This window comes from Bradyrhizobium sp. AZCC 1588 (assembly GCF_036924735.1).
Classification (GTDB): domain Bacteria; phylum Pseudomonadota; class Alphaproteobacteria; order Rhizobiales; family Xanthobacteraceae; genus Bradyrhizobium.
The window spans coordinates 4,811,856-4,823,415 of the sequence record NZ_JAZHSC010000001.1 but is presented as its reverse complement, the minus strand read 5'-3'; the positions used below and the strand labels follow the sequence as shown (position 1 = coordinate 4,823,415).

General features: G+C 61.7%; 11 protein-coding genes. 2 read left to right on the top strand and 9 right to left on the bottom strand.

From position 1 onward, the window contains the following. Positions 1 to 526: 526 nt before the first annotated feature. The 4 genes from V1277_RS22650 to V1277_RS22635 all read right to left on the bottom strand — a co-directional run bounded on the left by V1277_RS22650 (position 527) and on the right by V1277_RS22635 (position 4,447). Complete coding sequence (locus V1277_RS22650) at positions 527 to 988, bottom strand: DUF302 domain-containing protein (protein WP_334369798.1); 462 nt, start codon at positions 986 to 988, stop codon at positions 527 to 529. Positions 989 to 1,067: 79 nt separating this feature from the next. Beyond that, positions 1,068 to 1,790: a cytochrome c biogenesis CcdA family protein gene (locus V1277_RS22645; protein WP_334418183.1), complete on the bottom strand. Its 723-nt coding sequence runs from the start codon at positions 1,788 to 1,790 to the stop codon at positions 1,068 to 1,070. 181 nt (positions 1,791 to 1,971) lie between these two features. After that, positions 1,972 to 2,364 (bottom strand): thioredoxin family protein, encoded by a 393-nt coding sequence (locus tag V1277_RS22640; protein ID WP_334418182.1) that lies wholly within the window; start codon positions 2,362 to 2,364, stop codon positions 1,972 to 1,974. Between the two features lie 520 nt (positions 2,365 to 2,884). After that, positions 2,885 to 4,447: a 2-isopropylmalate synthase gene (locus V1277_RS22635; RefSeq protein ID WP_334418181.1), complete on the bottom strand. Its 1,563-nt coding sequence runs from the start codon at positions 4,445 to 4,447 to the stop codon at positions 2,885 to 2,887. A gap of 427 nt (positions 4,448 to 4,874) precedes the next feature. On the opposite strand from V1277_RS22635, the gene V1277_RS22630 reads away from it, so the two are divergent. Next, the gene (locus V1277_RS22630; RefSeq protein ID WP_334418180.1) at positions 4,875 to 6,389 is read left to right on the top strand and encodes a CYTH and CHAD domain-containing protein; all 1,515 of its coding nucleotides are present in this window, start codon (positions 4,875 to 4,877) and stop codon (positions 6,387 to 6,389) included. Between the two features lie 210 nt (positions 6,390 to 6,599). Here V1277_RS22630 and V1277_RS22625 read toward each other — a convergent pair whose 3' ends face one another. Continuing rightward, the gene (locus V1277_RS22625; RefSeq protein ID WP_334418179.1) at positions 6,600 to 7,172 is read right to left on the bottom strand and encodes a bifunctional transcriptional activator/DNA repair enzyme AdaA; all 573 of its coding nucleotides are present in this window, start codon (positions 7,170 to 7,172) and stop codon (positions 6,600 to 6,602) included. A gap of 131 nt (positions 7,173 to 7,303) precedes the next feature. Between V1277_RS22625 and V1277_RS22620 the strand changes: the two genes are divergently transcribed. Then, entirely contained in the window at positions 7,304 to 7,741 is a 438-nt protein-coding gene (locus tag V1277_RS22620) for a nuclear transport factor 2 family protein (RefSeq protein ID WP_334418178.1), read from the top strand. A 330-nt stretch (positions 7,742 to 8,071) separates the two neighbouring features. Here V1277_RS22620 and V1277_RS22615 read toward each other — a convergent pair whose 3' ends face one another. The 4 genes from V1277_RS22615 to V1277_RS22600 are packed head-to-tail and all read right to left on the bottom strand — an operon-like array spanning position 8,072 to position 11,558. Beyond that, positions 8,072 to 8,986: a polyphosphate kinase 2 family protein gene (locus tag V1277_RS22615; RefSeq protein ID WP_334418177.1), complete on the bottom strand. Its 915-nt coding sequence runs from the start codon at positions 8,984 to 8,986 to the stop codon at positions 8,072 to 8,074. Further along, positions 8,983 to 9,963, bottom strand: a complete 981-nt coding sequence (locus tag V1277_RS22610; protein WP_334418176.1) for a branched-chain amino acid ABC transporter permease — start codon at positions 9,961 to 9,963, stop codon at positions 8,983 to 8,985. The genes V1277_RS22615 and V1277_RS22610 overlap by 4 nt, the downstream gene beginning before the upstream one ends. After that, on the bottom strand, positions 9,960 to 10,841 hold the full coding sequence (locus V1277_RS22605; protein WP_334418175.1) for a branched-chain amino acid ABC transporter permease: 882 nt from the start codon (positions 10,839 to 10,841) through the stop codon (positions 9,960 to 9,962). The genes V1277_RS22610 and V1277_RS22605 overlap by 4 nt, the downstream gene beginning before the upstream one ends. Positions 10,842 to 10,853: 12 nt before the next feature. Then, entirely contained in the window at positions 10,854 to 11,558 is a 705-nt protein-coding gene (locus tag V1277_RS22600) for an ABC transporter ATP-binding protein (protein WP_334418173.1), read from the bottom strand. Positions 11,559 to 11,560: the final 2 nt, after the last annotated feature.

Here is an 11,560-nt window from a genome sequence, read left to right as displayed (position 1 = left end):
CCCCGGAGAACGGCTTTCTTGCCTCCGTCGCCACGCAGAAAACTTCCACGTAACTTAACGCCAGCACCGCGGCGCCAGAACCACACGACTTCGCCGTACGCTTCCTGCGCGTACGTCTAGCGCGCCATCCGCGTCCATCGCATCTCACCGCACGTTCGTGACGATCGCGAGCGCCCCTCAATGGGTGAGACGGGCGGAATATGTGACTGATTTGCCTCTCGCGTTAAGCGAAATATTTTTGATTCCTGGGCTTGACACGATTTCTGAAAATCAGAAGTGATTTGCTTGATCGCCTCTGCCGACCTTGCAATCGCTGGATGTTCGCAGTTCGTAGGGTGGGCAAAGCGCAAGCGTGCCCACCATCACTTGCACCGAACGTTGGAATGGTGGGCACGGCGCAAGGGCGCCTTTGCCCACCCTACGGCGCTGAAAATCAGAAGTGATTTGCCCGTCAATTGGTCGCAGCCGTGTAATTGACATTCCGCTTGCGCAGGACGCAAAGCGTTTTGCAGATCGCAGGAGCCTGCTATTTCGTCGCCTCGTCCGTGATGTCGTTCAAAACCTTCGTAAACGCCGCGTAGTTGGGCGGGGTCTCCAGTCCATGCCGCGGATAGATTGTCTTATACAGATAGTCGGCTGAGTTATAAGACAGCCATACCTTGCCCTGGTCATCCTCCCAAACGAGAGCCTTCGGAGGATTGTCGATCGCCAGCAATGGCGTCTTCGCCATTACTGGCGTGCCGAGTTTCGGATTGCCGAAGATGAGTACCGTGCGCGGACGCATATCGATCCCGAACTTCTTTCCCGCAGCGGCGTGGTCGATTTCGGTGAACACAATGAACCCTGCGCCCTCCCTTGATTTGACGGCCGCCGCAAAGCGAGAAATCGTATCGTTCACCGAGTAGTTGCTCGACTTCGTAATGATACCGTCGTTCGCGAACGCCGGCGTCACAAACAGGAGCACCAAGAGAGCGACAATGAATTTCATGTGACTTCTCCTCCTAACCGGATTTCCAACTTTCAGGTAACCGCCATGATCCTTCGAGTTCAACCTGCCGACACAACTTCTAGAACCGCGTGGTCAAATTGGTCAGCCATTCCGGAGAAAGTTCGACCAGGAAGGCTTCGAGCGCCTTGTCCGCCCCCGAGATGACGAGCATGCCGACGACGAGAAGCAAAAGGCCCAGCACAAACTTCATTCCGCTGCCCGCGGCTAACAATCGGCCACGCCAGCGCGTCATCGTTTCCCGGGAGAGCCATCCCAGCGCCAACAATGGCAGCGCCGCGCCGATGCCAAACGCAAGCATCGTCAGTGCTACCTGACCAAGATCCTTGCCCTGGGCGGCCAGCAAGGACGCTGCGCCAAGCGTCGGCCCTACGCAAGGGCTCCAGACGGCGCCCAGGAGGACCCCGATCCAAAACTGCCCGGCAACGCCGTTTGCGCGGCTCGTGACCAGCCTGCTGTCGGCCCAATTTCCGATTGGGCCTGCAGCAACGGCGATCTGCACCTGTAGTCGCGGAACGACAAGCACGATGCCGACAAGCATGATCAGCGTCGCCCCGACATAGCGCAGCCGGTCGGCATCCAATCCGATCGAATGGCCGGCCGTCGCCAGAAATAATCCGATGCCAACAAACGAGAGGCACAACCCGCCAGCAAGCGCCAAAGGTCCCTGACGGTGACTGGATGCCGCGGCCGCCAGGACGATTGGAAGTATCGGGAGCACGCAAGGTGAAAGGATCGACAGGATTCCTGCGAGAAACGCCAAAAACGTACTGCCGATCGTCATCGCCGGTATCCCATCGCTAAGCCGACTTTACCGGCACGCCCATACTTGTCCTCGCGCCCCCCGGTGCGCACCAAGGCACTCCCGCGACTGCGCCTCGTCGCCAGGCTAAACCCAACGGCGTGCGCGGGTCGCCAGTAGCCTTCATCCAGTGTCACTGGCCTACTCCAATAGGTCGACGAAGTTAGACGGCTTTCGCGACCGTGGCGAAGATCGAGTCCCGCTTGGTATCGCCGACCGACCGGGCCGCTTCCTTTTCGCCCTTGAAGGCAATCAGGGTCGATTGCGCGCGGACGCCAAACCGCTTGAGCAAATCCTTCTGGCTGTCGAAATCGATGACGAAATAGACGAGATCCTTGAACTTTGGATCAGCCCTTAAATCGCTCAGGATCGGCTCCTGTGCCTTGCAGGTCGGGCACCACGGCGCATGAACCGCAATCAGAATTGGCTTGCCGGCTTTCTGGGCCGCGGCGAAGGCCTTGGCATCGAACGCATGCGCGTTATCGGCGAACGCCGGCGAAGCGGCGAGTGTTCCGGCGGCGAGCAGGGCTCCAAGAATGGATCGGCGGGTCAGCATGGTATTCTCCTGGTTGATCGGGATGAGTTACGGTTTGGAGGCCGCAAATGTTACGCGCCTGCACGCGTAGCGGCATGTATTTCGCAGAGCTCAAGGCTGAGAGGTTCCAGGCAGCCCGGCAAAGGTTAGCGGCTTGGCGAAAGATTCTTATCTGTCGTGGCCGCACGGGCAGGTGTCAGGGCATCGGGTCAAGAGAATGAGCCCTCGGATGCCGGGTTCCGGTTAAGGAAAATCCGCCATATTCCCAGACTTCCAGCGCCGACGCTTGTTCGTATGCCCCGTCATTCACCGGGCAGGGTTCCCGCGGGCCATGGTCGGCTGGTGCGCCTTGCAGATCAGCGACGGTGGAAGCTCACGCAAAAAACGCGGCGCCAAGGAGCCGCGTTTTGCTAGAAGTTTTGTAGGGTGGGCAAAGCGAAAGCGTGCCCACCATCAGGAAGCGTGCTCGATGATAAATGGTGGGCACGGCGCAAGCGCGCCTTTGCCCACCCTGTACGACCGGCTACGACCCCGCGTGGTCTCAGCCTGCCACCGCCGCGGCCGGCATGTCGCGCTGGCGCTTCATGACGATCTTGTTGAGCGCGCCGAGATAGGCCTTTGCCGAGGCGACCAGCGTATCCGGATCCGCTGCACGGGCGCTCATCGAGCGCCCCTCATGGGAGAGACGCACCGTCACTTCGGCCTGCGCGTCGGTGCCTTCGGTCACGGCGTGAACCTGGTACAGCTCCAGTTTCGCTTCGTGCGGCACCAGCCGCTTGATGCAATTGAAGACGGCATCGACCGGGCCGTTGCCTTCGGCTTCCTCGATCCTGGTCTGGCCTTCGACGTCGAGCTTCATGGTGGCGCGCTGCGGGCCGTGGGTGCCGGCGATCACCGTCAGCGAGGTGAGCTTGATGCGATCGTGCGAGGCCGCCATTTCCTCGTCGACCAGCGCCTCGATGTCCTCGTCGTAGATGTCCTTCTTGCGGTCGGCCAGCGCCTTCATCCGCGCAAAGGCATCTTCCAGCTGGTTCGGGCCGAGCTTGTAGCCCATCTCTTCCAGCTTGTGCACGAACGCATGACGCCCGGAATGCTTGCCCAGCACCAGCGACGACTGCTTCAGGCCGACCATCTCGGGCCGCATGATCTCGTAGGTGGAGGCGTCCTTCAGCACGCCGTCCTGGTGGATGCCGCTTTCGTGCGCGAACGCGTTACGGCCGACGATCGCCTTGTTGTACTGCACCGGGAACGAGGTCGCCGCCGATACCAGCTTCGAGGCGCGCGTCAACTGCGTGGTGTCGATCTTGTTCCACCACGGAAACTTGTCGTTACGTACGTTGATCGCCATCACGATCTCTTCGAGCGCAGCGTTGCCCGCCCGTTCGCCGATGCCGTTGACGGTGCATTCGACCTGGCGCGCGCCGCCGGCGATGCCGGCCAGCGAGTTCGCCACCGCCATGCCGAGGTCGTTGTGGCAGTGAACGGAGAAGATCGCCTTATCGGAGTTCGGCACGCGCTCGATCAGCGTCTTCATGAAGTGGGTGTATTCCTCCGGTACGGTGTAGCCGACGGTATCGGGGATATTGACCGTGGTGGCGCCGGCCTTGATGACGGCTTCCACGATGCGGCAGAGGAAATCCATCTCGCTGCGGGTGCCGTCCTCGGCCGACCATTCGACGTCGTCGATCTGGTTGCGGGCGCGGGTGACGTTGGCGATCGAGAGCTCGACCACCTGCTCCGGCGTCATGTTCAGTTTCACCCGCATATGCAACGGCGAGGTTGCGATCACGGTGTGGACGCGGCCGCGCTTTGCGAACTTCACCGCTTCGGCGCAACGGTCGATGTCCTTGGGATGCGCGCGCGACAGGCCGGCGATCACGGCGTTCTTGGAGCGGCGGGCAATCTCGCTGACCGCCTGAAAATCGCCTTCCGAGGTGATCGGGAAACCCGCCTCGATGACGTCGACACCCATGTCGTCGAGCATTTCGGCGACCTCGAGCTTTTCCTCGAACGTCATGGTCGCGCCCGGGCACTGCTCGCCATCGCGCAACGTGGTGTCGAAAATAACGACGCGGTCCTTCTCGGACTTGTTCGCTGTGGTCATATGCTGAATTCCTTTTGGGTCGTAGCGCCATCTCTCATGGACGCTGAAGGGTCTGGTGATCTCGCTCAAAACCCCTGAGTGCCCAGGCGCAAACGCCCAGACGGCCCTCAGGGGCCGATAAGAAGCAGAAGCCCGCCAAGAAGCAGGGTGGGCGCGGACGCAGCCGGAAGCGCAGGGGCAGCCTTGGCCGCTCCACCCCGAACCCCGTACCTTTCGCTGCGAATCAGCATTGCCAGACCCTTAAGGACGCTCAAATCTCGGCCAAAACCATTGACGGTTCGTTGCCGGGACGGCGTTCCGGGGCTCTTCTAGACGAGAATTGCCGCCCGCCGCAATGCCAAAAGAGGGTCAGAAAGGGTGACCTAACGGCCAGGCACCCGGAAGCGCTTTCCGGCGTTACCAATGTGTAGCGTCAGGTGAGCATCAAATGGGCATTGAGACTGAAATCAAATTCCAGATGCCGCAGCGCAATCTCGGGGCATCTTCCAGATTGACGGTGCGCGGCTGCAAAATCGGCAAGCGCTCGGAGAGCGATCTCGTGTCGACCTATTTCGATACGCCGAACCAGAAGCTGAAGCGGCGTGGACTTCTGCTCCGGATAAGGCGAGCGAACGGCAAGCACGTTCAAACGATCAAGAAGACGTCCGACGTTCGGTTCAGCCGCGGCGAGTGGGAAACCGAAATAGGAGGTCGCAGCCCCGATCTCGGCAAGGCGGACGGCACTCCACTTCAGGAGCTTGCCTCGAAGAAGCTGCGGCGCAAGCTGAAGCCGATCTTTGAGACCTCGGTGCATCGCATCACCTTGCCGGTCCGCACCAAGCGGAGCGAATTGGAACTGGCCATTGATCGCGGCAGAATCATCGCGGCAGAGCATACAAGGCGCATCGAGGAGATCGAACTCGAATTGAAAAGCGGACCGACAACGGATCTGTTTCGCGTCGCGAAAGCTCTGGAGCGAAAGCTGGCTGCCGAGCTCTGTTTGAGAGCGAAGGCAGACCGGGGGTACGATCTCGTCAATGGCAACAGCACTCAAACTGTCTTTGCCGAGCCGATCGAGCTTGATAGGCGGATGAGCGCAATCGAGGGCTTCCAGGCCATCGCCCGCTCCGCGCTTCGTCATTTTTCCGGAAACGCCGACGCCATCCGTAACCTTGATCCGGAAGGCGTGCATCAGATGCGGGTCGGCCTGCGCCGGCTGCGTGCGGCCATCTCGCTGTTTTCGAAGGCATTGCCCGAGGCAAAGACCGAGGCGATCAAGACAGAACTCAGGTGGCTGACAAACGAACTTGCGCCCGCCCGCGAGCTCGACGTCTTCCTGGAGGAGAAGATTGGCCCTGTCGCTCGTGAAATAATATCGCAGCGGGGTGGCAAAGCCATCGCGAAGCAATTTGCCGACAAACGTGCTGAGGCGCTCGAGCAGGCCAGGAAGGCTGTCAATTCACCGCGATGCCGCGCGCTGCTCGTCGATGTGCTCGAGTGGATAGAGGCGCAGCACAGCCGCACAAACGGCGCCAACAGCGAACTTGGCGAATTTGCCGCAGAACTCCTGGATCGGCGCATCCGGAACGCACGGAAGGACGCCGGGAAGCTGCAAGCGATGACAGCGCGTGAGCGGCACAAGTTCCGGATCAGGATGAAGAAGATCAGATACGCGGCCGAATTCTTCGAAAGCCTTTTCCAGAGCAAGCGCGAGCGAAAGATACTCGCGCGCCTATCAAAACATTCGAAGAAGATTCAGGATGCTTTGGGCTCGCTCAACGATTTCATGGCGGACCGAAAAATGGCGGCAGAGGCCGCGCTCCAGGCTCCGCCGCAAGACAGGCGCGCCCGCGCCTTTGCGTCAGGCATTATCGTTGGCCGTGAGGATGAGCAGGCAAGGCCTCTCCTGAAAGCGGCAGCGAAGGAAGTGCGTGCGCTTCGCCATCTTTCCGGACTTGGCTGATACTATCCTCACCGGCATTCGTAGGGTGGGCAAAGCGCAGCGTGCCCACCATTCCGCGGCGTACTCGGCACCAATGGTGGGCACGGCGCAAGTGCGCCTTTGCCCACCCTACTTCGCTGTGATGGACGCACCGGCAGGGTTCCCTCCCCCTTGCGGGGATGGAGCCCGACCAGCGTGCTCACATCACGTGGTGGCTCGCGCGAAGTGCTCTCACCTCGTCTTCCCACGCGACGTCGCGCGCACGCTCGATGGCGGGCGACCATAGAGTTCGGCGAACGCGGCGTTGAAGCGGCGGACGCTGCCGAAGCCCGCGCGGAAGGCGATCTCGGTCATCGTGTCGTCGGTGGTATCGAGCAGCCGCTTGGCGCACTGGATGCGGCGGGTATTCGCGACCTGCTGCGGGCTCGCCCCGACATAGCGTTCGAACAGGCGACCGAGATGGCGCGAGGTGATCCCAAGCTTCTCCGCCAACGCGGCAACCGATCCTGGCTCCAGCGCGCCGCCATCGATCAGTTTCAGCGCGCGGGCGACGGTGGAGCGTGTCCCGTTCCAGGCCGGGCAGAACGGCGCGGTCTCGGGACGGCAGCGCAGGCATGGTCGGTATCCTGCCGCCTCGGCCGCTGCTGCCGTCGGGTAATAGCTGACGTTGCGCGTCAACGGGTGCTTCACCGGGCAGACCGGGCGGCAATAGATCCGCGTGGTCCGCACCGCCGTGAAGAAACGGCCGTCGTAGCGCGCGTCGCGCCGCAGCCGCGCGGCATTGCAGACCTCAAAGCTCAGCATGCTCGAATTCTAGCGCATCGCGCGGCCGATGAAAGGGAGCGCGGATGATGAGGTCCGATTCCGGCCAGCGGCAACGGCCGGAGTGCCCTAGATCGGCGGCAATGGCATTCACTCTCCTCGAAAGGCAAAAAATGGATAACCCGACAGCCAAGGACGTCGTCCTCAACGCGTGGAAAACATTCGCAACACGTGACGCCGGCCTGATCGCATCGCTCTTCACGGCGGACGCCGAATGGATCGCCCCTCGCGGCAACGCGACGGCGGTGGCGCTTGCGCATACCGATCACATGATCGGCCCCGACAAGATCGCGCGCTTCATCGCCTCCGAGATGCACCGCCTGTTCTCCGCGATCGACATCTCGTTCCGCGCTGTCCATGTCGACGGTGACACGGTGATCATTGAAGAGCGGATGCGCGCGACCCTTCCGGAAGGGCGGCTGTATGACAACGACTATTGCTTTGTCTTTGTCGTCGCAGGCGACCGCATCAGAGAGGTTCGCGAGTACATGGACACCCGAAAGGGCTGGCAGATGATTTTCGGGGAAACGGCGGAGCAATGTAGCGGCTAACGGCGGACCTGTAGCCCGAACTGTGAGGGACGCAGCGGCGGCAGGGTTCCCTCCCCCCTTGCGGGGGAGGGTTAGGGAGAGGGGTACCACACGACGTGCTCTCTCAGTGTGAATTCCACAACGAGCGACCGAGATTGAGAGGCCGATGCTCACATCAATCGTTTCGCCCCGGGGCTTACCCCTCTCCCCAACCCTCCCCCGCAAGGGGGGAGGGAGCCTGGCCAGTGTGCTCACCTCACTCAGGCTAGGTAGAATGCAGCGAAACCTATCATCCAACCAGGCGGCGGAGGACCGTAAGGTGGGCACGGCGCAAGTGCGCCTTTGCCCACCCTACTTCGCGTTCCCCTCATTCAACAGCGCCTCGCGCACTTTGGCGAATTCGCTGCGGTCGGCCTTGTCGACCTTTGGAAAATGCAGATCGAGTCTGTCGAGCGCGCTAACGATCGTCGAGCCGATCACCACGCGGGCGAACCATTTGTGGTCGGCGGGGACGACGATCCAGGGCGCCGCCTGCGAGGAAGTGTGGCGGATCATATCCTGGTAGGCGGCCTGGTATTTCGCCCACAGCGCGCGCTCGCCGATATCGGCCATCGAGAACTTCCAATTCTTGGCGGGCTCTTCCAGCCGTTCGAGGAAGCGTTCGCGCTGCTCTTCCTTCGATACATTCAGGAAAAACTTCAGGATCACGGTTCCGTTGCGCGCCAGGTAGCGCTCCATCGCGGAGATGTCTTCGAAGCGCTCCTTCCAGATGTTTTTGGTTACGAGTTGCGGCGGCAACTTCTGCCGGTCGAGAATTTCCTGGTGCACCCGCACCACCAGGCATTCTTCATAATAAGAGCGGTTGAAGATGCCGATCCGGCCGCGCTCCGGCAGCGCGATCATGCTGCGCCACAGGAAATCGTGGTCGAGTTCCTTGGTCGACGGCTGCTTGAACGAAGTCACCTCGCAGCCCTGCGGATTGACGCCCTCGAACACGCTCTTGATCGCCGAATCCTTTCCCGCTGCGTCCATGCCCTGGAAGATCAGCAGCAGCGACCAGCGGTCCTGCGCGTAAAGTTTTTCCTGGAAATCGTTCAGGCGCTTGCGGTTGGCTTCGATGATCCTGGTCGCCCTCTCCTTGTCGAGACTGCCCTTCTCGTTGGTGTTGTGCGACTTCAGGTGAAATTCGCCCGCGCCGTCGTATCGGAAGGGGGCGACATAGGGCTCCAGCTCATCGGCGAGTGGTTGTGAGGATTTCTTGTTCATTTCGTCACGGAAGGCTTGGGTTGCGCCTTCAGTTTGTCGAGGACGCTACCAAGAATGCCCTTGGGCAGGAAGATGATGAAGATCACCAGCAAAACGCCGTAGACCAGATTGTCCCAGCCGACCGCCTTGGTACCGAAGCCGATCCGCAGCCCTTCGGCGAGCAGGATGGTGATAACGGCGCCGACGGTCGGCCCGAGCGAGACATAGAGCCCGCCGACGATGGCGGCGAACACCATCTGCAGCGACACCGCAATGCCGCTGACCGTGTCCGGCGAGATGAACATCTGGTACTGGCAGTACAGCGCGCCAGCGAGCGCGGTCATCAAGGCAGAGATCAGCGTGATCTTGAGCTTTTGGGCTGTTACGTTGACGCCGGCCGCAGCCGCCGCGTCCTCGTCCTCCGAGATCGCCTCCATGGCGTAGCGGCTCATGCTGCGGTCGACCCAGCGCCAGATCAGCAATCCTGCCACCCATACGAACAGCGCGATCAGATACCAGGTGGTCTTGTCGTCGAACTGCAACGCCAGCAGCCCCTGGCCGCTGCGGGCGCGGTCCGGCGTGTAGCCGAGCGAGCCACCGGTATAGTCGCGCGTTGCGGTGATGACCTGCAGCACGATGCCCGAGAGCGCCAGAGTCACCAGCACGAAATAATGCCCGGTGATGCGGAAACGAAAACAGGGATAGGCGACGATGAGCGCCAGCACGCCCGCCGCCACCATACTGATGGGAATGCCGATCCAGGGCGTGATGTCGAGGTGGTTCCACAACAGCGCCGTGACATAGGCGCCGACGCCCATGAAGCCGCCATGGCCCAGCGACACCAGCCCGAAGCGGCCCATGATCGACCACGAGGTGTAGGCGAACGACCAGATCAGGATCAGCACCAGGATGTGCAGATGATAGGGCTCACGATAGACGAAGGGCAGCGCGATCAGCGCTGCGAGTCCAACAGCCCAAGCGGCATAACGCTGATTCACGAACGCCTCGCCAAAAGGCCCGCGGGCCGGATGAACATCATGACGATGAAGAAGGCGAACGCCAGCACGTAGCCCCATTCGAGGTCGGAGTACAGGCCGCCCAGCGAAATGATCTGGGCGAACACGAACGCCGCAATGAAACCGCCGACGAAATTGCCGAGCCCGCCGAGCACGCAGATCAAGAACGTGATCGGCCCAAACGACAGCCCGACGAACGGATGCACGTCATACTGCAGCACCAGCAGGCAGGCGGCGAGGCCGGCGAGCGCGCCGCCGATCGCCGAGGTGATGAGATAGATGCGCTTGGTATCGACCCCCATCAGCGACATGATCTGGCGGTCCTGCGCAACGGCGCGGATCGCCGTACCGGTATAGGTGCGCTTCATGAAGAAGTAGATCGCCAGCATGCCGAGCAGGGCGGCGACGAAGGCGAGCAGCCGCGAATAGCTGAAATGCATGTCGCCGATCGCCAGCACCGGCAGGCGGATGCCGAGGTTGCGGAAGTCGATGCCGAAGGCGACGGTCGCAAAGCTCTGCAGGATGAACAGCACGCCGCCGGTGGCGAGCAACTGGTTGATGGGCGGCGCGGTGAGTAGCGGCGCGATGACGAGGTAATGCAGGAGCGCGCCAAGTGCTGCGACCAGCAGGATCGCGATTGGCGCTGCGACCCAATAAGGCAGGCCGAACACCTGGACCATGTAGTACATGCCGTACATGCCGATCATGACCAGCTCGGCGTAGCAGATCCAAGTGACGTCGATGACGCCGAAGATCAGATTGAGCCCGAGCGCCAACAGCGCCAGCACGCCGCCGAGCAGGATGCCGTTGACCACGGCTTCCAGCAGGTAGATGTCGAAGGTGTCGAGAAATGCCTGCATCGCAGCTTTGCCCTATACGCCCAGATAAGCCTGCTTGATCGTGTCGGTCTTCATCATCTCTTCCGACGTGCCGGACGCGCGGATGGTGCCGGCCTCCAGCAGGTACGCGCGATCGACCACCTTCAGCACCTGCTGCACGTTCTGCTCGACGATCAGAACCGTCAGCCCGCCCGAGCGAATTCGCTTCACCAGCTCGAACACCTGCTGCACCACGACCGGGGCGAGCCCCGCCGAGGGCTCGTCGAGCAGGAGCAATTTCGGATCCGACATCAGCGCGCGGCCGATCGCGCACATCTGCTGCTCGCCGCCCGACAGGGTGCCGGCCATCTGGCTGCGCCGCTCCTTCATGCGCGGAAACAGGTCGAACACGAATTCCAGCCGCTCGGCATATTTGGTGCGCGCGCCCGGCATGTAGGCGCCCATCTTCAGATTGTCGTCGACGGTGAGCCGCGGAAACAGCCGGCGGTTCTCCGGCACGTGCGCAATGCCGAGGTCGACGATGCGATGCGCCGGCGTCGCCACGACGTCGCGGCCTTCCATCGTGATCGAACCTTCGGTGGGGCGGATCAGGCCCGAGATCACGCGCATCAGCGTGGTCTTGCCGGCGCCGTTCGGGCCGATCACGCCGACCGCCTCGCCCGCCCTGACCTCGAGATTGATGCCGAACAATGCCTGGAAGCTGCCGTAACCCGCGTCGAGCGATCTGAGTTCGAGCATAC